Origin of the sequence: Fibrella musci, assembly GCF_041321105.1 — a bacterium.
Lineage (GTDB): Bacteria > Bacteroidota > Bacteroidia > Cytophagales > Spirosomataceae > Fibrella > Fibrella musci.
In genome coordinates this window covers 388,058-408,574 of the sequence record NZ_JBGGWD010000003.1, presented here as the reverse complement: position 1 = coordinate 408,574, position 20,517 = coordinate 388,058, and the positions used below count along the sequence as shown (strand labels likewise).

Sequence of the window (20,517 nt, the reverse complement as noted above, 5' to 3'; positions counted from 1 at the left end):
CAACGCAAAAGACCCGACCGATATGGCCGGGTCTTTTGCTTAAAAACTAGCTGGGTAAACTACCGAAAAGAGTGCCTATTTCACGGTAAATTCGCCCTGACCGATGCGGAAGCCTTCCGAATAGATTTCGATGATATGGCGGCCTTCGTTGAAACGCTGCCCACCCCGGCCATACACAAACGATATCTGCTGTCCCGTGTTGTCGTAGTCGATCCGTTGCATGGCCGTATAGATCATGTCTTTGTTGGCATACGTAAATTCGCCCGAGCCCGTAGCCATGTCGGAAATAACGGCACCGGCCGGGTCGAGAATACGCAGGTAAATGTCTTTGGCGTTTTTCTCGGTCAGCGGGTTCTGCGACAGCCGGAACGATACCTTCACTTTGTCGAGCCGCTTGGCTTTGTAGGTGCCGCCGTCTTTTTCCTTGCCGCGATCGTTGAGGGCCGTCACCATAATATCGTCGGCGTGTAGGGCGGCGGCCACGGTTACCTTATCGCTCAACTCTCGATTCTGCGCCTGCACGGCTCTCGTTTTGGAGGCATAACTCGCTACCGTGTCGACCAGCGTTTGCCTGTCTTGTCGGAGTGTGTTGTTCTGAGCCGACAGCGTCTGATTCTCTTCGTTCAGAATTCCGTTTTCTTCGCGTAATCGGGCAATCTCTTCATCCTTGGCGGCCAGCAGGCTCTGGTACTGCGCAATTTTCTGCTGATACTTACGGGCGTCGAAATTTTGAACGTCGCGGATGCGCATTTTATCGGCTTCGACCTGCTCTTTAACTTTCAACAACGAGTCGACGCTGCCGCCCAACTGTTGAATTTCGGCGATTTTTGCATCCAGTTGCGCCGAAATCGAATCGAGCTTCATCTTCGTGACCAGTACCTCCTCGGTCTTGGCGGCGATGGTGGCATCTTTGGTTTTGTTATTTTCTTTCTCCTGAATCCAGAAATAAAGCAGCAATACGTTCAGTGCGGCTAAAGCTAAGAGGGCGATTAACAGGATGTTACGGCTGCTGTTTCGTTTTTCGGTTCTTTGTTCCATAACAGGATACGAGGTGATGCGGTTAGATTTACAGTGTACAGAATAGGAGGTGTATACCAGCAATTACTACTCAACGCAGGAAGCCTACGCCTTTGGTATAGCCTACACCTCGTCAGTCAAACGGCGTAAATCACTTCTTCTGAGGCCAAAAACTACAGCATTCTTTACTAAACTCAAATGCAGGGCACACATTCTTCCCAAACGGCGATGAGCGAAAGGCCTGATTTTGACCGTTGGGACTGCTCAATCGGTACTTATATCGGTTGCCTTTCGTAGTGAAGGGGTGACAAAAAATAAAAAATTGTAAAACCGCGTCCAATGTCTATTGCCACCGCTATTCAACAAATTGACGCTCAGCTAGCCGGTCGCGCTACGCTGATTGCCGTCACGAAAACAAAGCCTGTGCCTATGTTGCAGGAAGCCTACGACGCCGGGTGCCGTCATTTTGGCGAAAACCGCGTGCAGGAACTGGTCGAAAAGCAGCCGCTGCTCCCGGCCGATGTGCGCTGGCATCAGATCGGGCATCTGCAAACCAACAAAGTCAAATACATCGCGCCCTTCATCAGCCTGATCGAGTCGGTCGATAGTGAAAAGCTGCTGATCGAGATCGACAAACAGGCCCGCCGCCATGACCGCGTCATCGACTGTCTGCTGCAAATCTTTATTGCCGACGAAGAAACGAAGTTTGGGTTTGCCCCGTCTGAGGCGATCGACCTCCTGCAAGCCCCCGCCCTCGACGAACTAACCCACGTTCGGATTATAGGCCTCATGGGCATCGCGACCAACACCGACGACGACGCCCAGGTACGTGAGGAATTTCGAGAACTGAAGCAACTCTTCGATGCCCTGCGCCCGATTCAACGCCCCAACGTTGCCCTGACGGAACTCTCGATGGGCATGAGCAGCGATTACCTCATCGCTATCGAAGAAGGCAGCACCATGGTCCGCGTCGGCAGTGCTATTTTTGGGGAACGAAACTGAAAAAGTTGTTTGACGTTTATCGTTTAAGGTTTGCCTGCGCCTATGCTAACGTGGTATCAGGCGACATCAAACCTTAAACGATAAACGTCAAACTCGCCTCATGTATAAATTCTTTCTTCAGACCGGGGCCGTATTGGGCATACTGGGCGTTTCGATCGGTGCCTTCGGCGCCCACGGACTGCGGGCCAAACTGGAAGCCGCTGGCCGCTTCGACACTTTCGAAACGGCGGTGCGCTACCACTTTTACCACACCTTCGCCCTTGTGCTGGTGGGCGTGCTGATGCAGCAAATGGCCAGTAACCCGGCGGCGGTAAAGTGGCTGGGCTACTCAGGCTATAGCTTCCTGATTGGCGTACTCATCTTCTCCGGATCGCTCTACATACTGTGCCTGTCGGGCATTACCTGGCTGGGGGCCATTACACCCATCGGCGGGCTGTTTATGATCGCTGGCTGGGCACTGCTCTGGTGGGCCGTGCGGTGATTACAGCGTGGCAACCCCGGCGACCTTGCTGAAATCGTCCCAAAACGAGGGGTACGATTTCGCCACCACGCCGGGTTCTTCGATGATAACCGGGTAGCGGGCCGCAATGGGTGCAAAAGCCATCGCCATCCGGTGGTCGTCGTACGTATCGATACGTACGGGCGATGCACCGGGCTGGGGTACGTTGGCGGCCCGCACGTCGTAGCGGTGGTTGGCCTCCACTTCTACAAGGTCGGCGCCGAATTTGCGCAGCTCGGTCTGGAGCGCAAGTACCCGGTCTGTCTCTTTGATTTTCAGGCTTTCGATGCCCGTAAACGTGGCCGGAATCCCTTTGATGGCGGCACAGACAGCCACCGTTTGGGCCAGATCGGGGCAGTTGGTGAAATCGACGGTGATGTGGCTGGCGGCGGCTTTCTTCGTCAGCCGGTATCCTGTGCCCGTGTACGTTGCCTGTACACCCAGCTGATCCATAATCCCGACAATGGCGCTGTCGCCCTGAAGTGATTGGTCTTTCAGCCCTAGCAGTTCGATGTCGGCTTCGTCGGCCAGTGCGACTACACTAAACCAGTAACTCGCCCCCGACCAGTCCGACTCGATCGTGTAGTCGGTAGGCTGATACGTACCTGCCGGAATATGAATGCGCTGTGCCTGCCAGTCGGCTTCGGGCTGAACACCAAACGCAGCCATTTGCTGCAACGTCATGGTGATGTAGGGCACCGAACCCAACGTACCTGTCAGATTCAGCGTCAGTCCGTTGGGCAGGTAGGGGGCCAGCATAGCCAGCGCCGAGATATACTGGCTGCTGACGTCGCCCCGAATGCTCAATTCCTGTAGGCCCGTCGACTGAAAGCCCCGTGTCTGCAACGGCGGGTAGCCCTCTTTGCCCAGATAGGCGATATCAGCCCCCAAGGCGCGCAAAGCTTCTACCAACAACCCAATGGGCCGCTCGCACATGCGGGCCGTGCCAGTCATGGTTTTGGTTTGTCCCGTCAAGGCAAAGTAGGCCGTCAGAAACCGCATCGTGGTGCCAGCGTCGAGCACGTCGGCGATGGCATCATCGGCGCGGAGCAGGCGAATCATGGTCTGCGTATCGCGGGCCGACGACAGGTTATGCAGGTGGCAGCGGAAGTTGGTGAGGGCGTCGAGAATCAGGGCGCGGTTGCTTTCGCTTTTCGACGAGGTAAGGGCGATGGTGGCCTGAATCGGTTGGCCAGTGGGCGTTACAGTAACGGCATTCATGCTGCAAAGCAACGAAAAAAACGCCGGTTCCGGGCCAATTAGCCGATAGCGGGTTGAGGATTGGCCGGGGGAATCTGCGCCAGATTCAGCCAGAATTGTTGCAGATGCTGTACTGTCTTTACCAAATCAACGTACTGGTTGGGCTTTGTAATAAAGGAGTTGGCACCCAGCGAATACGCCCGCATGACATCATCGCGCTGGCTGGAGGTGGTTAATACCACAACGGGTAGGGTGCGGTAAGCATCTTGTTGCCGGAGATACTGCAAGGTCTGAAACCCATCCATCACGGGCATATTCAGATCGAGCAACACCAGAGCGGGCCGTGGACCGGTTTCCCGAAGTTGATTGAGCAGTTGCTCACCGTTGGTGAAGAAAACCAGCTCACACGCCTTGCTTGCCGACGCGAAGGCGGTGCGAAGCAGGAACTGATCATCCTCGTCGTCTTCGGCAATATAGATGGTATGCTGGCTCATAGGGTTAACGAAACCGTTAATGCGTATAAAGGTAGGCGTTCAAATTGGTAGTTATGTTATTTTGTTCAACATCGCAGAATTAAATTCTAAACATTTTTTAGTGGGAAGTATGCTTAAACGACACTGAAACGGAATCCGATCTGGAAGTAGATAGCCGGCGTCAACGGCCTGTTCTTAAAAAAACTACCAACGGCTACGGATAGGGTTTTTCAAGTTTATTGAGCGGCCCCTTTGGGCAACAGATCAACAAACAGACTAGAGCGACAGTCAATCTACTAAGCACCCAATAGTCTTTACTATGAACTGTAAGTAAATGTTGATCAGTTAATTGTAAATTAATATGCCTTGCAGAAAACCGGACTGCACTAGCCACTTGACTGACGAAGTTTTCGATTAAAAACAGACAGTAACATGGCCGATTAATACCTACTGCAAGGAATCGTTGGCGCTTATCCGTGTCGAGTATAGAGAATAAATAGACTTCCAGTTCAGCCTACCGACGGAAAATTGCGACTGTGTCAACCTGCCTGTTGAATTATTGTTCCACAAATTTTTTGTCAAAAAACCAGCCTGCGGGTTGGGATTTTAGCCGCCTCTAAAGCGTCCACAGTACTTTCAACCGGTTCCGGGTATTGATCGGGTATTTTCGATACGATAGTTTGTAACAGATGCCTCCCCCCAGGATGAGCAAACCGGCAGGAATCAACGCTTTCTTATCGAAAACATACCGACCGCCCCCATCCAGCGCCCGCGGGTTCACAAAATCGGCGACCAGAAAGATTATCCCCGCGGCGGGCAGCAGGTAAGCCGCCTGATTGACGAACGGGATCTGCCGCCGCAAATAGACCTTCCGTACATCGGCGAGCGGGAAACCAAGGGGCTGTGCCTGATCGTAGAGTTCGTTCTGAAAAGCAATGGTAAATGCTGTGTCGCTTACGCTCATCAACGGGTAGCGGTACTTCTGCCCGTCGGACCAGGTGCGGAAGGCCATGGTTTCGCCGGGGAAAATCCGGTACCGCCGAAACTTACCGAAAAGGCCCGTGCGGTCGACCGCCAGGTAGCGGGTGTGGGGAGCGGGACGTTTGGTCGAGTCGGCCGCCAGAAAAGCGGGCAGCGTATCGGTAGATGGAGGGTAAGCAACCGGCGCGGTTGTGCTGCGGAGGGGTGGTTCCTGCATACGCACGCCCGGCACACTGCCCGGTTGAGCACGCGCTACCAGCGACAGTAACCAAAGACTTAACAGTAGAAAGGCGGGTTTCATGGGATCAACGGTTCACGTGTTCATAACCCCACGAATCCGGTAAAGGTTGGAAAGGACGAGGCAGCGCCCCGGTTTTGGGTCATTTACTACTAACGCCACCCGATACAATCAGCTTCATGGCGTCGGCCGATGCCATGTTGAGTAGCTTGACGTTGGCGGTAGGCACCACGTACAGTTCACCCGAAAAGGCGTAGGAGTGAGGCATATACACCATCACGCTGTCGACCAGATCGAGGTGGCTCAAATCGGTCTGCGTCAGGAACCCCACTTTGCACAGGCCTGCTTCCCGATTGATGGTAACGAGCACCGGCTGATTGAACTTCTTCTTGTCGCCCACAAAGGCCGAGATGAGGTCTTTGACGGAAAAATAGATAAGGCTAACCAGCGGCAGATGCCGGATGGACCCTTCAAACAAACCGCCCAGCGATTGCGGAATGACGGTGGAAATCAGCACACCCGACCCCAGGATCAGCAGGGTAACGATCAGAAACCCAATGCCGGGGATGTCGATATGCACCAGCCCATCGACCCAGATAAAAACGCTGTAGATGATGTAGATGGTCAGCCCCAGCGGGACGATGGCCAATAAGCCCCGACCAAAGTACGTGATGAGCCGACTTGTGAATGGATGTCTCATGGGGGTAAAGATAACAGGGAATGGTGGGGGTGGCAGGGGGAGCAAGTGGGTTGAATACAATCCCTGTGCCGAAGCCGCTCTGCCAACCCCGCCATTCCCTGTTATCTTTACCCCTATGATTCAAGCCAATACGCTTCGCTCGTTTACCGAGCAGATTTTTGGGGCCATCGGTTGTTCGGAAGCCGACGCCCGTTTAGCCGCTGATGTGCTGGTTTCTGCCGATTTACGCGGCGTCGATTCGCACGGGGTGGCACGCCTGCCTGGGTACGTTCGGCTCTACGACAACGGCCGGCTCAACCCCACGCCCGACATCAAAATCGTCCACGAAACCCCATCGACTGCCGTGGTCGACGGCGACCGCGGGCTGGGCCTGGTGGTGGGGCCCTGGGCCATGCAGGTGGCAATCGAGAAGGCACGCGTGGCCGGCACGGGCTGGGTGGCCGTGCGCAACTCCAACCATTTCGGCATTGCCGGTTACCACGCCCTGCTGGCCACCGACCACGACATGATCGGGCAGGCCATGACTCATGCCGCGCCACTGGTAGCTCCCACGTTTTCGCTCGACAAACTGCTGGGCACCAATCCTATTGCCGTGGCGATTCCGGCTGCTACCGAGCCGCCCTTCCTGGCTGATTTTGCCTCGACGGCCGTTGCCTACGGGAAGCTGGAGATTCTGCAACGCAAGGGTCAACCCGCCCCGCTGGGCTGGGCGCAGGATGCCGACGGGCAGCCCACGACCGACTCAAACGCGGTAAAGAATGGCGGAGCGCTGCTGCCGCTGGGCTCCGATCGCGAGCACGGTAGCCACAAAGGCTATGGGTTGGGAGCCATCGTCGATATTTTTTCGGGTGTGCTGTCGGGCGCCAACTACGGCCCTTGGGTACCTCCTTTCGCGACGGCTGGCTTCATGAGCGCCAACGAAGGTGTGGGCGTGGGTACGGGCCATTTTTTCGGAGCTATGCGCGTCGATGCGTTCCGACCCGCCGCCGATTTCAAAAACCACATGGATACCTGGATTCAGCGGTTCCGGTCGGCCAAGGCGGTGGAAGGGAAACAGGTGCTGGTGCCCGGCGATCCCGAACGGCTGATGGAAGCCGAACGCCTGCAATCGGGCATTCCCGTGCATGAAACGGTGGTGCAGCAACTGGAACAATTGGGCGAGCGGTTTGGGCTGAAACTGTAACGCCCCCTGCCTACACCCTAGATTTCTGCCCGTCACAGGGCAATTTTTTGCCGTTCATGTCTTTACGTCATGAACGGCTTTTTTGTTGCCTGCTAAACGCCTCCTTTCCAATGAAAACGTACCTGATTGCGCTGTTGCTAACGTACCTGACAACGCTGACGGCCCTTGCCCAGCCGACCTTTACCAATCCGCTGAAGCCATCGGGCCCCGATCCGTGGGTGTTGCAGAAAAACGGCTGGTATTACTACATGAACACCACTGGTCGCGACCTCACGCTCTGGCGTACCCAAAACCTGGCCGACCTGGGGCAGGCCGAACGCAAGGTGATCTTCACGCCCCCCGCCGGTACGGGTTATTCCAAAGAACTGTGGGCACCCGAAATTCATCACCTCGACGATCGCTGGTACGTTTATTTCTCCGCCGACTCGCTCAATAACCTGAGCCACCGCGTGTGGGTGATCGAGAACCCCGCCGCTGATCCCTTCACAGGTACGTGGACGGTGAAAGGCAAAATCGGGGACGCCGACGACCATTGGGCCATCGACATGAGTGTGTTCGATTTTCGCGGTAAACGCTACGCCGTCTGGTCGGGGTGGGAAGGCCGGAAAAACGGGCGTCAGGATATTTTCATTGGCGAAATGACCAACCCCTGGACGCTGAAAAAAGGACGGCGTCACAAGATCAGTCAGCCGGAATATGACTGGGAAAAACACGGCGACGTACCGGCCGACTGGCAGAAAAATGGCGAAGTGCCGCAAATCTGGGTCAACGAAGGCCCCGAGGCCCTGCAACACGATGGTCGCCTGTTCCTGGCCTATTCGGCCAACGCCTGCTGGCTCGACTACTGCCTCGGCCTGCTCACTTACAAGGGCAAAGGAAGCCTGCTGAACCCGAAAAACTGGACCAAGAACCCCCAACCCGCTTTTGTGCAGGCACCCGAAAACGGCGTCTATGCACCGGGTCATGGTGGCTTTTTTACGGATGGTGCCGGGCAAAACTGGATGATCTACCACGCCAACGCCAACCCTAACGATGGCTGTGGCAACAAACGGGCGCCCCACATTCAGGCCTTTACCTGGAACGCCGACGGAACCCCCAACTTCGGCAAGCCCATTCCGAAGGTGCCTACGGCTGCCCCAACGCGCTGATTGCGTGCGCTCTGGCACGTACCTGCGGCGTCAGTAGGCTAAGTCCTGACAACATTTTTGGCCTGTGGTGCGTCTTTACTATATGACTCAACGCAGAAACTGGATACAACTGGGTCGGCTGGGAACGCTGCTGCTGGCCCTGACCTTCATCCGCTGTTCCGACAAAAAGCCGACTGGCCCCAACTGGCCCGCACAGTTGCAGGCTACCCGCCGCTATGCCGATTCGCTCGGTATCGACAGCACGCGCTTTGCCAACAGCAACCCCGCCGAAGCCCGCCAAACGCTCGAAAAGCTGATTACCGAAATCCGGTATGGGCATGAACCCGACGATCAGTCGTTTGCCAAGTTGACCGAGACGGTCGACACGGCGGTGGTGGGCAAAGCCCTGCGGGCTGGCAATGTGGCGGCTGCGCTAAAAACCGAGGGCCCCCGGTTCGCTCCCTACAAAGCCCTGCTGGCGCAGTATCAGCAGGCGCGGCAAACGGCTACGCCCGAGCAGCGGAAGGCGATCGAACGAACGCTCAATTATTACCGCTACCTCAGCCGCTTTAGCAACGAGCAGTTTATTCTGGTGAATATTCCGGCGGCGCGGCTGGTGGTGTATAACCAAGCCGGACAGCGCACCCTCCCGATGGATGTTATTGTGGGGAAGGCCGACAAAGCCACGCCCCGCTTCAACTGCAACCTGACCGAGATTGTGGCTTACCCGTACTGGAACGTACCTGAGAGCATTGCCAAGAAGGAGATCCTGCCGAAAGTGAAGGCCAGTGCCAGCTACCTCGACAGCCAGAATATGCAGATACTGGATGCCCGCAACGAGCCGGTCGATCCGGAGTCGATTGATTGGGAGAATGTGTCGGCCAGCGATTTTCCGTACCGGTTTCGGCAAACGTCGGGCTGCCACAATTCGCTGGGCCTGATCAAATTCGTGCTCAACGGACCGCCCGCCATCTACCTGCACGATACCAACGCCCGCGAACTCTTCGACCAGACCACCAATCACTGGCGCAGCCACGGTTGTGTGCGGGTGCAACAGCCGGTGGAGCTAGCCAACTTCGTGCTGGGCGCTACCAAATTTGACGAAGGATTCTACAATCGTTGCCTCGTCGACCAGACCCCGAAATCGTTCAAGCTGCCGAAGCCGTTCCCGGTGTTTGTCACGTACCTACTGGCCGACGTCGACGATCAGGGCAAGCTGGTGTATTACAAAGACGTGTACCGCCTCGAAAAGAAAATGGATCTGGCCGCCCGGTAAATACTGGTCCCGTTATTCTTGCCCATCCTGTTTTTTGTCATCCCGACGTAGGAGGGATCTTAAAGCATCCTTACTCCCAAGTTGGGAAACCTTAAGATCTCTCCTGCGTCGGGATGACAAAAAATGGGATGGCTGAAAACGTACCTAAATTGACTTACCCTTTCAGAAAGGTCGACTCTTTCAGGTATGTTTCGTTGGGCGAATAGATAAACAGGCACGAACCACCCGCGATGGTTTTCACGATTGAGGCACACTCGGTGGGCGAGACAGCGGGGCAACCCTGACTGCGGCCCAATCGGCCGGTGCGCTTGATGAAATCTTCGCAAACATAATCGGCGCCATGCATCACGATCGCCCGCGAGAAGGCGTTGTCGTTCCAGCCCCGTTCCAGCCCTTTCAACTGCATCGACAGGCCATGTTTGCCCTGATACAGCCCCATTGTCTGGTAAAAACCAAGGCTCGACTGGTATGACGAATTAGTATTGGAAAACTTGGTTGGTAGTAGCTCTCCCGAGTTGCGCCCGTGCGCTACGTAGGTGTTGAACAGCAACTTATGTTTAGCCAAGTCGATGATATACAGGCGCTTCTTACTCGACGGCTGGCTCATGTCGACGATTGACAGCAGCGGCCGGGCAGCGGCCATACGTTGCATGCCTTTCAGCGCCAATGCATAGACATCACGGCTGAGTCCACTGGCGGCAAGGCCTAGCTCATCATAAAGAACGAGGGCTTCGTTGGTATGGGTTGAGGGTGCTACGGTGAAAGCTGACGTGGCCTTTTCGGCGGTTACAGTCAGCGGAGTTGAAGACGTGTTGGGCTTTTCAGAGCCTGTCATCGAAAGACAAAAAAACGACAGGGCAATCAGCAATGGTTTAGTCATGCAGTCAGCAGCGTGTTCGTTAACGTCGGTGAGTATAGATAACGACTACTCTACCGATTTAATTCGCTAAACGACACGATTTGACTCCGCTACTTCCCGGCCACCACTTTCAGAATGCGGCCATCACCATGATCGCAGAGGTACACTTCGCCCGCACGATCTTCACCAAACGCCGAAATCGTGCCCGCCCGATCAAGCACCTGCTGCGTGGTGGCGCTGTTGCGTCCGGTGGGCGTTAGGGCCCATACCCGGCCGCTCGCATAGTCGGCAAAGAGGTATTTGTTGGCCAATGCCGGGATCGCCTTCCCTTCGTATACGACGCCACCTGTCACCGACACGTCACCGTTGTTGTGGGTGTACTCGTAAATGGGATCGATCAGCGGGTCGGTGGCCTGCTCGCCGTTTTTGTACGGGGCGTTGGCCTCGCGGATACGCCAGCCATAATTACCGCCTTTGGTGACGACATCGATCTCCTCAATCTTGTTCTGCCCCACGTCGCCAACCCAAAGGCGGTTTTGCTTGTCGAAACTAAAACGCCACGGATTCCGCAGCCCGTAGGCATAGATCTCCTCGCGCCAGCCGGTTTTGTTACCAACGTACGGATTGTCTTTCGGAATACCATAGTGCCCTTTTTCGGTACTATTCACATCGATACGCAGCATTTTGCCCAGCAGGCTGGCTTTGTTCTGCGCGTTGTTCTGAGGATCGCCGCCACTGCCACCATCGCCTGCGCCAATGTATAGGTAGCCGTCGGGGCCGAAAGCAATCTTGCCCCCATTGTGGTTGGCGTAAGGTTGCCGATAGGTCAGAAGAACGACCTCTGAAGCCGGGTCGATCTGCCGGGCGTCTTTGCTACTGGCTTTGAACCGGCTGATGACCGTTTCGCGCGGATTGTCTTTGGTGTAGTTGACGAAGAAAAAGCCGTTTTTGGCAAAGTCAGGGTGAAAGGCGAGGCCCAGCAAACCCATTTCGCCGCCATAGGCTACGCGTTTCTGAATGTCGAGGTAAGTGTCCGCGACGGGCGCATTACTGGCCTGATCGACCACCTTGATTCGGCCAGCCTGCTCAACCACAAACATGCGGTTGGTGCCGTCGCTGGCGAAAGTGTATTCAACGGGTGAATCGAAGCGGAGTTTGGGGTGTGCATTGACTGTACGTACCTCTGTCGCGCTGGCGCTGGTTTTTGGTTTTTCGCCGGCTTCGCAGAAACGGGCTACCAAAAACGAGAACCCACTCGTAGCGGCTAGTGAGGCAAGCAAAATATAGATGGTTTTGTACAGCATACCTGGGTACGTGTCAAATCAGAGGCCAAACCGCGCTGCCGAACTATTTATAGGGGTAATTGTTCGGCAATCAACGGTTTTGCCCTATTTTCCCATCATCATATACCGCCTCCTTGATTCGGTTGTGTTGGGCCATCGCCCCAGTTTGGGGAAGCTTAGCCACTATGTGTTTATGTCTACTTCTTTAACGACGTTTCTGGGCCGACTGGCTGCTCAGGGCAAGCAATACCAGTATCGGCTGCCCTCGCGCCCCGATGCCGGTCGATTTATCGACCAACTCATGCGAATGCTGTTCCCGGTTACGCAGGATTGCCAGTCGGTAACGGCCAACGTGGGCGAAACGTACCTACGCCTCAACGAGCAGTTGTTATGCCTGCTGCAACCCATACGCCCGAATCTGGCTACGTTGCCCGAGGCCGTAGCGCATCGCTTTTTCGATGAACTGCCCGACATTCACGAACATCTGTTACTGGATGCGCAAGCCATTGCCGACAACGACCCGGCGGCGGTTAGCATCGAAGAGGTGATTGCCGTGTACCCAGGTTTTTACGCCATCGCCGTTTACCGGATTGCTCATGCGCTGCTCAACGCGGGCGTGCCGCTGCTACCCCGGATGCTGACGGAATATGCACACGGCCAAACGGGTATCGATATTCACCCCGGTGCGACGATTGGTCCCTCGTTTTTCATCGACCACGGTACGGGCGTCGTTATTGGCGAAACGACCATCATCGGCGCGAATGTGCGGGTGTATCAGGGCGTAACGCTCGGGGCGACGCACATTGCCAAATCGCTGGCGCAGAAAAAGCGCCACCCGACCATCGAAGACAATGTGGTGATCTATGCCAATGCGACGATTCTGGGAGGCAACACCATCGTTGGGCACGACTCGGTCATCGGCGGGAACGTCTGGCTTACCGAGAGTGTCCTGCCTTTCTCACGGGTATACCACCGCAGCCAGATCGACGTACGAACCATTGAACAGGATGTGTAACTGAAGAATGAATAATGTACGATGTATAATGCATAATGAGTGCGCGTTAGCCATGCGCCACTCGAGCCATTGTACATTGTGAATTGTACATTATACATTCATTTTTTCCATGATTGCCGTTTTACAACGTGTTTCTGAGGCGGCTGTCCGCATTGATGGGCAGGTCGCCGGGCAGATCGGGCGGGGCTTTCTGGTCTTGCTGGGCATCACCCACACCGATACCACCGACGATATTACCTGGCTCTCGAAGAAGATTGCCGGTATGCGCGTTTTCAACGATCCCGACGGTAAGATGAACCTCGATCTGGCCGCCGTGCAGGGGAGTATTCTGCTGATTAGTCAGTTTACGCTCCACGCCAGCACCAAAAAAGGCAACCGTCCCAGCTTTATCGAAGCCGCCCGCCCCGAGGTAGCCATTCCGCTCTACGAGCAGCTAATCGCCCAACTGAGCGCCGACATGGGCCATCCCATTCAGACGGGCCGGTTTGGGGCCGACATGCAGGTATCGCTCCTCAACGACGGCCCCGTCACGATTATCATCGATACCAAAAACCGGCTCTAGCCCTTCTTACTTTCCGTACTCGGCTGGCCCGACCGGGATGCGCATGACAAACTCGCCCGTGCGGTCGCGGTACAGGTACGTCATCGTGACACTGTGGTCGCGTAATTCAGCCATCGCCGGGTTGGTTTTTACCGACTCGATCAGCATCGGTTTGGTTTGGGCTTCGAGCTGCGCCACGTCCACGGTCATATCGGCCCGCACAAGCGCCGTGAGCGTATAGAAATACTGCAATTCCGTCGTCGAGGCGGCGTGGGCGCTATCGAGGCGCGTACCGGCGTCGACCTGAATCGGGCATTGCCGGTTGATTTCGGTCGCCGCCTGTTTAAGCTGATCTGTAATGGCCGCCGACTCGGCTGCTACCTGATCGTAGATCGCCGTCGAGACCGAGTCGGTGGGCGGTTGGGCGGTCGACTCGGCCTTTTTGCCATCCGAACAGGCCAGTATAAGCAGCAGGAGCGGGGCCGCAACAAGTAGGGAACTGCGCATAAATTGCTGGGTGTACCTCACAACATGGCCGCGCCGAATACGCCTGCGCTGTCGCCGAGTTTCGGGCGGAGGATGGGCGTGTGCACAACGCCACTGTTGAAAATGTATTTTTTGATGCGCTCTACGCCCTCGGTGTAGAGTTCGTCGATGCTGCTCACGCCGCCGCCCAGCACGATTGCGTCCGGGTCGAGCACGTTGGTAATGGTCGAGATGGCCCGGCCGAAGTACTCCAGCATACGGTCGATGGTCAGGCTGGCAATGGGGTCGATACCGGCACGGTGGCGCTCAACGATCTCTTTCAGTTTCCGTTTTTCGCCACTCTGTTCGTAGTAGAACCGTTGCAGTGCCGTTCCCGATAGCACCTGTTCATTGCAGCCGCGTTTGCCGCAGTAGCAGTCGTAACCATGCTCTTCCAGGATGTTATGGCCCCACTCGCCCCCGATGCCGTGCAACCCGTTGATGACGAACGGCCGCCCGTCGAGACCACGAATGACCACGCCGCCGCCTACGCCCGTACCCATGATCACGCCAAACACGCTCTGGAAATTGGGCACTACTTCGGGCACCGCACCTAGTGTTGCCTCGGCCAGCGCAAAGCAGTTGGCGTCGTTGGCCAGTTCGACCGACGTACCCAGCCGCTCAAGCAGGGCCTGCTTCAACGGCTGTCCGTTCAGGCAGGTCGTGTTGCAGTTTTTCATGGTCTGCGTGGCCGGATCGAGCGTGCCGGGCGTAGCGAAGCCGATGCGGTCAGGTACGTAGCCGGTTTCGGCTTTGAGCTGATCAATCAGTAGTACAATCCGGTCTACGATATGCTGGTAACCCAGATGCGCTTCGGTGTCAATGCGTTGCCGAATCACCACCGCGTCGGGCGAAGGAGCCGACAGAATGACGCCTTCAATTTTGGTACCGCCCAGGTCGATACCCCAATAGGTTTGCATGAAAGAGGGTTTGACGTTTAATGTTTGATGTTTGACGTTGCTTTTTGGACTTTTGCAGGCTGATGCCAACGAACTGCTTACAGAATCAATGAGGCTCGGTCACGAACCGTCAAAATTCTGAAAAGCAACGTCAAACATCAAACATTAAACGTCAAACTAACTATGGCTTTAACTGTAGGACAACAAGCCCCCGCTTTTACCCTATTCTCATCCGATAAAAAAGAAGTAGCGCTGGCCGATTATGCCGGGCGCAATGTGGTGCTGCTGTTCTTCCCGATGGCGTTCACCAGCGTGTGCACCGCTGAACTCTGCGAAATGCGCGACAACCTGCATGTCTACCAGAAGCTGAATGCCGACGTGCTGGCTATTTCGGTCGACTCACCGTTCACGCTCGACAAATTCAAAGCCGAGCAGGAACTCCCTTTCCCGTTGTTGTCAGACTTCAACAAGGAGGTATCGGCGGCCTACGGTGCCCTTTACGACACCTTCGTGATGAACATGCACGGTGTCAGCAAACGGGCCGCTTTCGTGATCGGCCCCGATGGCTCGCTCAAATACACCGAAGTCCTCGACAACGCCGGTAACGTACCCAACTTTACCGCCATACAGGCAGCACTGAATTAATGAGTGATTGAGCGAATGAGTGATTGAGTGACTAGGCTAGCGCAAGCAAAATAGACGCGCTGGCTTATTCACTCAATCACTCAATCACTCATTTGCTCAATCACTCAATGTCTTATGTGGTATACAGATTTCTTTCACGGGTTGCCGCAACGTACCTGGAAGGCCGCTCAGACCGACGAGCAAACGCAGCTGGAGCTGGAGCGGGTAATCGAGTCGATGGAGTTTGGCCCCGGCGACCGCGTGCTCGACGTGTTCTGTGGGTATGGCCGCCACGCCCTGCCCCTGGCCCGCATGGGGGCCGAGGTAACGGGTATTGATATTTCGGCCGAATCGATTGCTGAGTTGCAGGCCGATGCCCAGCGTGAAAATGTACCGCTGCGGGCCATTCAGGCTGATTTTCTGGTGACCCCCCTCGATGCCCTGGGTGGACCGGGCTCGTTTCAGGCCGTGTATTGCCTGGGCAATAGCTTTTGCTTTTTCGAGCATCAGGCCATGCAGGCGTTCGTGGACCGGCTGGCGACCCTACTGGAACCCGGCGGGCGGCTACTGGTGCAGTCGAGTATGGTGGCCGAAAGCCTGTTTCCTGATTTTCAGGAACGTACCTGGATGCCCGTGGGTGACGATGTGCAGGTGCTGATGGAGGCAGAGTATGACCCCCTCACGGCCCGCCTGACGCAGCAGCTGACTTACTTCCAGCATACGCCCGCTGGCGTCGAAACGGCGCAGCGAACAGCCGAATACACGATCTACACGGTTGCCGAATTGGTCGGGTTTTTGCGGCGGGCCGGCCTCGTGGTACTGGCTGTATACGGTTCGGTCGAAGGTGATGATTACCGCATTGGTGACGAGGGCGTTTGGCTACTGGCCGAGCGCATAAGTCACTAACTATTTATCTGAAAACCACTAATGGATTATTCTATTAAACCTGTTGCTTAACATATTGTATAATGATTGTGATTTTTTCCTGAAAACGGTATGCCGTTTGATAGTTTGTTAAGATAATGGGCTAACTTTCAGCCAGATTAACGCCGTTAACTTACCAAGCTTTACTTACATGGAAGTAGTCGAGCGCAAGCAGCGCACCCGCGAACAGACGCGGACGGGTATTCTCCAGACCGCCAAAGACATTGCCCGCCGTGAAGGCTGGCAGGCCGTCTCGATTCGGAAAATAGCCGACGCTATCGAGTATAGTGCGCCGGTTGTTTATGATTACTTCGATAGTAAGGACCGTCTGCTCGATGAGGTTCGCAACGAAGGCTTCCGTCACCTGCGCCAGGAATATGAGCGGCTGGTGAAACTCTACCGCGACCCCGAAAAACTGCTCTACGAAATCTCACTGGTTCAGTGGCATTTTGCCGTTCAGCAGCCCGAACTGTATCAGGTGATGTATAACCTGAATGGAGCCAATTGCCAGGTATCGCTCGACGAGTCGGATGAAATGAAGGCTGTCAACGAAATCGTCTGCCGGATCATTTTCTCCTTCATTCCGAAGTCGGCTGAGAGCATTCGTCGGCTTTATTTCGAATGGTGGGCGACCTCGCACGGCCTCATCACGCTGGGGCTCCTGTTGCGCGGCCAGCAACCCATCGATACTTCTGAGCAGATTTACCGAGAAACACTCCGCCGGTTCATCCGCAACCTGCGTTAGACGAGTTGTAGAATGGTGGCTTGTGAGTGATGAAATGGCTTCTTTAGAGGCTCCTTATTTCATCACTCACAAGCCACCATTCATCATTTCGGTAAGGTTGCGCGTCTGGGTAAAAACCATAGGGGTTTAAGATACCGCCGTGTATCTTGCTGCATGATCCGCCCGTACGTACTCCTGACGCTACTTTTTCTGACCGGTGTGGCCTGTTTTGGGCAGTCGGCCCGGTCGCAACCGCCTGCAACCGATTCGGTTTCCTCATCCAAAACGTTTATTGATGGCGTAAGCGATGGCTTTAAGGCGTCTGCAAAAGCAGATACGGGTACGGTAAACGTGGGCAAAAACGGCGGTATGTCGGGTGCCTACTGGCGCTTCAAAACGGGCGACGACATCCGATGGGCCAACCCCGCCTACAACGATCGGGCCTGGCAACCAAAGGTATCGCCCGCCGATCCCCTCAACGGTAATAAGTTGCTGTGGCAGTCGGGGAAGGGCTGGTTTCGCCTCCGATTTCGATTGCACCCGAAGCTACTGGCCAACGAACCGACGCTGGTTGTTGATCAAACGGGTCGGTCTGAAGTGTATCTGGACGGAAAGCGGCTGGCCGTGTTGGGTACGACGGAGATGGATACGATTGGCATGCAACGGCTAATCCGGTTCATTGCGCTGCCCATCACTGATACCACCGCCCATGTACTGGCCGTACGTTACTCACTACGGCGCGACGCTGTCGTCAAAGCTGATTTCGACGAAGGGGCCTTTTCGATGAAAATACAATCGGCTGATCTGGCGCCGGTAGCGCTGCTGGTTACGCAGTTGGTGCAGACGGGCTCGGCATTTTTGCTGACCGGTATTTTCGGTACGTTGGCCTTACTTCATTTTCTGTTTTACCGAGCCAACAAAACCCAGAAGGTTAATAAGTTGCTGGGCTGGGAGATGCTGGCCTTTTCGGTATCATATGCCACCCGCCGGCTCGATGATTTCACGGCCACGCTCACGACCAATTCGGTCATCGATACCATTAGCGAATTGATGATGCATGTTGGGCTAGCTTTTCTGCTGACGGCCATTTATCGCTACCTCAACCTTAAATACAACTGGTGGTATTATACGGTGGTTGGCTTATTGGGGCTGACGCCGCTGTATCGGTTCTTTGTTGGGATTGTGCCCTACGAACTGGATTCACTCGTCTATTTGGTGCTGGGTATTGAATACCTGCGCGTAAGCTGGATTGGCCGCAGGCGCAAAGATGCTTACTCCCGCCTGCCTTGGGTATCGATCCGGACCGCCCTCTATTGTCTCCTGACCCTGCTGGTGGTCATGATCGTGATTGCGCTCATTGAAGTGGTGAAGACGGGTTCTGGCGATATAAATATTAACCTGGGCTGGCTTTCGGGTGTCTTGTTCGTGACCACCATGTTTGGGCTGCTCAGCTTCCCGGTGGGGTTGTCGCTCTCGCTGGTGCAGGACTACGGCCGTACGTACCGCTCGCTGGGTGATAAATTAAAAGAGGTGGAGGCCCTCTCGGCCCGTACCCTGATGCAGGAGCAGGAGAAGCAAGCCTTGCTGGCGCAACAGAACGAAACGCTGGAACGGCTGGTGCTGGAACGGACCGCGGCCCTCGATCAGTCGCTGACCGACCTGCGCGCCACGCAGGATCAACTGATTCAGCGCGAAAAGCTGGCTTCGCTGGGCGAACTGACGGCCGGCGTGGCCCACGAGATCCAGAACCCGCTCAACTTCGTCAATAATTTCTCGGAAGTATCAGTCGAGCTGATTACGGAGCTGGAAGAAGAGCAGGCCCGCGCCGTCACTGACCGCGACGAAGGGCTGGAACGGGAGATCATGGCCGATATCAAGCAGAATGTCAGCAAGATCAACGAACATGGGAAACGGGCCGCCAGCATTGTGCGCGGCATGCTGCAGCACAGCCGCGCCAGCACCGGCCAACGTGAAGCAACCAACCTGAACGCGCTGGCCGACGAATACCTCAAACTAGCGTATCACGGGCTGCGGGCCAACGACAAGTCGTTTGATGTGTCGCTGGTGACGCACTACGATCCGGCCCTGCCTACGGTATCGGTTGTGCCGTCCGATATTGGGCGGGTGCTGATGAATTTGCTGACCAACGCGTTTCATGCTGTGCGCGACCGGTCGGCGCAGGCGCGTCAGCAGGGTATCGACTACAAACCCACGGTCACGCTGACGACGGAGCACGAGGCAGGCCAGGTACGTATCCGCGTGCACGACAACGGGCTGGGCATCCCCGACTCGGTGCGGAGTAAAATCTTCCAGCCTTTTTTCACGACCAAACCCACCGGGCAGGGCACGGGCCTTGGCCTGTCGATCAGCTACGACATCGTGACCAAAGGGCATGGCGGCACGATCGGGCTTGAATCGGAGCCGAATAACTTCACGGAGTTTGTGGTTGAATTGCCCGCGTAACCACTCACCTTCGAGTACGCCACCATAACTACCAGTACTCATGAAAATTGCTATTATCGGCGCGACCGGCATGCTGGGTAAGCCCGTAACGCAGGCGCTTATCCAGGCAGGGCTTCCGGTTCGGATCATCGCCCGCAACGTACCTGCCGCACAAGCCCTGTTTCCAAAAAGCGAGGTTGTTTTCGGTGATCTGCAACAGCCCGATTCGCTGGTGGCGGCGCTGGCGGGCTGCACCGTAACGTACCTGAGCCTGTCGGTCAAACAAACCGAACGACCAACGGATTTCCATACTGAATCAGAGGGCCTTCGCCACCTGCTGTTAGCGGCCAAAACGGCGGGCGTGAAACGAATTGCCTATATATCGTCGATTGTGATGCGCTATCAGGGCATGAACGGGTTCGACTGGTGGGTATTTCGGCTCAAGCAGGAAGCGGTGGCGCTCATCAAAGCATCGGGGCTGGACTACAGCATTTTCTATCCGTCCAATTTCATGGAAACCATGCTGACCACCCAACGCATAGGGTCGTTGGTACTGGTGGTGGGTACGTCGCCGGTGAAGCCCTGGTTTATCGCCGCCCACGACTATGGCCGACAGGTGGCACGGGCGCTGCAACGGGTGCAGGCGGGTGAACCGCAGGAGTATGTGATTCAGGGACCCGAGCCCGTTACACAACTCGATGCCGCCCGCCGGTTGGCTAGCAGCTACAGAAAAGCGAACCTACAAGTCGTAGCGGTGATCCCGGCGATGCTTCGGTTGGGACGTCTGTTCTCGCAGCAGGCCGACTATGGCTGGCACATCGGCGAAGCCCTGAATCGCTACCCGGAGACCTTCGAGGCCCAACGTACCTGGGAAGAACTCGGTAAGCCAGCTACGACCATTGAGCTGTTTGCCGAAACCGCCAGCTGACGGAGCGGCACCCCTTACGTTTTAACGGCTGCCCCGATACAGTACCGTCGCTTCTTC

At 55.7% G+C, this 20,517-nt stretch carries 21 protein-coding genes; 12 read left to right on the top strand and 9 right to left on the bottom strand.

The window, feature by feature from the left end; all coding sequences use genetic code 11:
• Positions 1 to 75: 75 nt before the first annotated feature.
• Positions 76 to 1,038, bottom strand: a complete 963-nt coding sequence (locus ACAW74_RS11525; RefSeq protein ID WP_370698352.1) for a DUF8428 domain-containing protein — start codon at positions 1,036 to 1,038, stop codon at positions 76 to 78.
• Between the two features lie 318 nt (positions 1,039 to 1,356).
• Between ACAW74_RS11525 and ACAW74_RS11520 the strand changes: the two genes are divergently transcribed.
• Together ACAW74_RS11520 and ACAW74_RS11515 are read left to right on the top strand one after the other, a co-directional pair.
• Positions 1,357 to 2,019, top strand: a complete 663-nt coding sequence (locus ACAW74_RS11520) for a YggS family pyridoxal phosphate-dependent enzyme (RefSeq protein ID WP_370698351.1) — start codon at positions 1,357 to 1,359, stop codon at positions 2,017 to 2,019.
• 100 nt (positions 2,020 to 2,119) lie between these two features.
• Positions 2,120 to 2,500 (top strand): DUF423 domain-containing protein, encoded by a 381-nt coding sequence (locus ACAW74_RS11515; RefSeq protein ID WP_370698350.1) that lies wholly within the window; start codon positions 2,120 to 2,122, stop codon positions 2,498 to 2,500.
• On the opposite strand, the gene ACAW74_RS11510 is transcribed toward ACAW74_RS11515, so the two are convergent.
• The 4 genes from ACAW74_RS11510 to ACAW74_RS11495 form a co-directional block, all read right to left on the bottom strand.
• Positions 2,501 to 3,739 (bottom strand): 3-phosphoshikimate 1-carboxyvinyltransferase, encoded by a 1,239-nt coding sequence (locus ACAW74_RS11510; protein WP_370698349.1) that lies wholly within the window; start codon positions 3,737 to 3,739, stop codon positions 2,501 to 2,503.
• Positions 3,740 to 3,777: 38 nt separating this feature from the next.
• The gene (locus tag ACAW74_RS11505) at positions 3,778 to 4,212 is read right to left on the bottom strand and encodes a response regulator (RefSeq protein WP_370698348.1); all 435 of its coding nucleotides are present in this window, start codon (positions 4,210 to 4,212) and stop codon (positions 3,778 to 3,780) included.
• 595 nt (positions 4,213 to 4,807) lie between these two features.
• On the bottom strand, positions 4,808 to 5,473 hold the full coding sequence (locus ACAW74_RS11500; protein WP_370698347.1) for a hypothetical protein: 666 nt from the start codon (positions 5,471 to 5,473) through the stop codon (positions 4,808 to 4,810).
• Positions 5,474 to 5,552: 79 nt separating this feature from the next.
• Positions 5,553 to 6,110 carry a DUF502 domain-containing protein gene (locus ACAW74_RS11495; RefSeq protein ID WP_370698346.1) on the bottom strand — a complete coding sequence of 186 codons (558 nt, stop codon included), beginning with the start codon at positions 6,108 to 6,110 and terminating at the stop codon, positions 5,553 to 5,555.
• 115 nt (positions 6,111 to 6,225) lie between these two features.
• Between ACAW74_RS11495 and ACAW74_RS11490 the strand changes: the two genes are divergently transcribed.
• The 3 genes from ACAW74_RS11490 to ACAW74_RS11480 all read left to right on the top strand — a co-directional run bounded on the left by ACAW74_RS11490 (position 6,226) and on the right by ACAW74_RS11480 (position 9,696).
• Positions 6,226 to 7,293, top strand: a complete 1,068-nt coding sequence (locus ACAW74_RS11490; protein WP_370698345.1) for an Ldh family oxidoreductase — start codon at positions 6,226 to 6,228, stop codon at positions 7,291 to 7,293.
• Positions 7,294 to 7,403: 110 nt separating this feature from the next.
• Positions 7,404 to 8,441, top strand: coding sequence for a glycoside hydrolase family 43 protein (locus ACAW74_RS11485; RefSeq protein WP_370698344.1), 1,038 nt, complete (start codon positions 7,404 to 7,406; stop codon positions 8,439 to 8,441).
• An 82-nt stretch (positions 8,442 to 8,523) separates the two neighbouring features.
• The gene (locus tag ACAW74_RS11480) at positions 8,524 to 9,696 is read left to right on the top strand and encodes a L,D-transpeptidase family protein (RefSeq protein WP_370698343.1); all 1,173 of its coding nucleotides are present in this window, start codon (positions 8,524 to 8,526) and stop codon (positions 9,694 to 9,696) included.
• Between the two features lie 154 nt (positions 9,697 to 9,850).
• Here ACAW74_RS11480 and ACAW74_RS11475 read toward each other — a convergent pair whose 3' ends face one another.
• Both ACAW74_RS11475 and ACAW74_RS11470 read right to left on the bottom strand, forming a co-directional pair.
• Entirely contained in the window at positions 9,851 to 10,576 is a 726-nt protein-coding gene (locus ACAW74_RS11475; RefSeq protein ID WP_370698342.1) for a murein L,D-transpeptidase catalytic domain family protein, read from the bottom strand.
• An 89-nt stretch (positions 10,577 to 10,665) separates the two neighbouring features.
• A complete protein-coding gene (locus ACAW74_RS11470) occupies positions 10,666 to 11,859 on the bottom strand; it encodes a PQQ-dependent sugar dehydrogenase (RefSeq protein ID WP_370698341.1) in 1,194 nt (397 codons plus the stop codon).
• A 172-nt stretch (positions 11,860 to 12,031) separates the two neighbouring features.
• Here ACAW74_RS11470 and ACAW74_RS11465 point away from each other — a divergent pair, with 172 nt between their 5' ends.
• Both ACAW74_RS11465 and dtd read left to right on the top strand, forming a co-directional pair.
• The gene (locus ACAW74_RS11465; RefSeq protein WP_370698340.1) at positions 12,032 to 12,853 is read left to right on the top strand and encodes a serine O-acetyltransferase; all 822 of its coding nucleotides are present in this window, start codon (positions 12,032 to 12,034) and stop codon (positions 12,851 to 12,853) included.
• Positions 12,854 to 12,962: 109 nt separating this feature from the next.
• Positions 12,963 to 13,415, top strand: coding sequence for a D-aminoacyl-tRNA deacylase (gene dtd, locus ACAW74_RS11460; protein WP_370698339.1), 453 nt, complete (start codon positions 12,963 to 12,965; stop codon positions 13,413 to 13,415).
• A 6-nt stretch (positions 13,416 to 13,421) separates the two neighbouring features.
• Here dtd and ACAW74_RS11455 read toward each other — a convergent pair whose 3' ends face one another.
• Both ACAW74_RS11455 and ACAW74_RS11450 read right to left on the bottom strand, forming a co-directional pair.
• Positions 13,422 to 13,901 carry a DUF8479 domain-containing protein gene (locus tag ACAW74_RS11455; RefSeq protein WP_370698338.1) on the bottom strand — a complete coding sequence of 160 codons (480 nt, stop codon included), beginning with the start codon at positions 13,899 to 13,901 and terminating at the stop codon, positions 13,422 to 13,424.
• A 17-nt stretch (positions 13,902 to 13,918) separates the two neighbouring features.
• Positions 13,919 to 14,839, bottom strand: a complete 921-nt coding sequence (locus tag ACAW74_RS11450) for an ROK family protein (RefSeq protein ID WP_370698337.1) — start codon at positions 14,837 to 14,839, stop codon at positions 13,919 to 13,921.
• 162 nt (positions 14,840 to 15,001) lie between these two features.
• Here ACAW74_RS11450 and ACAW74_RS11445 point away from each other — a divergent pair, with 162 nt between their 5' ends.
• The 5 genes from ACAW74_RS11445 (at position 15,002) to ACAW74_RS11425 (ending at position 20,460) form a co-directional block, all read left to right on the top strand.
• Complete coding sequence (locus tag ACAW74_RS11445) at positions 15,002 to 15,463, top strand: redoxin domain-containing protein (protein WP_370698336.1); 462 nt, start codon at positions 15,002 to 15,004, stop codon at positions 15,461 to 15,463.
• A gap of 114 nt (positions 15,464 to 15,577) precedes the next feature.
• The gene (locus ACAW74_RS11440; RefSeq protein ID WP_370698335.1) at positions 15,578 to 16,348 is read left to right on the top strand and encodes an SAM-dependent methyltransferase; all 771 of its coding nucleotides are present in this window, start codon (positions 15,578 to 15,580) and stop codon (positions 16,346 to 16,348) included.
• A gap of 169 nt (positions 16,349 to 16,517) precedes the next feature.
• A complete protein-coding gene (locus ACAW74_RS11435) occupies positions 16,518 to 17,111 on the top strand; it encodes a TetR/AcrR family transcriptional regulator (RefSeq protein WP_370698334.1) in 594 nt (197 codons plus the stop codon).
• Positions 17,112 to 17,264: 153 nt separating this feature from the next.
• Positions 17,265 to 19,553 (top strand): ATP-binding protein, encoded by a 2,289-nt coding sequence (locus ACAW74_RS11430; protein WP_370698333.1) that lies wholly within the window; start codon positions 17,265 to 17,267, stop codon positions 19,551 to 19,553.
• Positions 19,554 to 19,593: 40 nt separating this feature from the next.
• The gene (locus tag ACAW74_RS11425; RefSeq protein ID WP_370698332.1) at positions 19,594 to 20,460 is read left to right on the top strand and encodes an SDR family oxidoreductase; all 867 of its coding nucleotides are present in this window, start codon (positions 19,594 to 19,596) and stop codon (positions 20,458 to 20,460) included.
• The last annotated feature ends 57 nt before the right edge of the window (positions 20,461 to 20,517 follow it).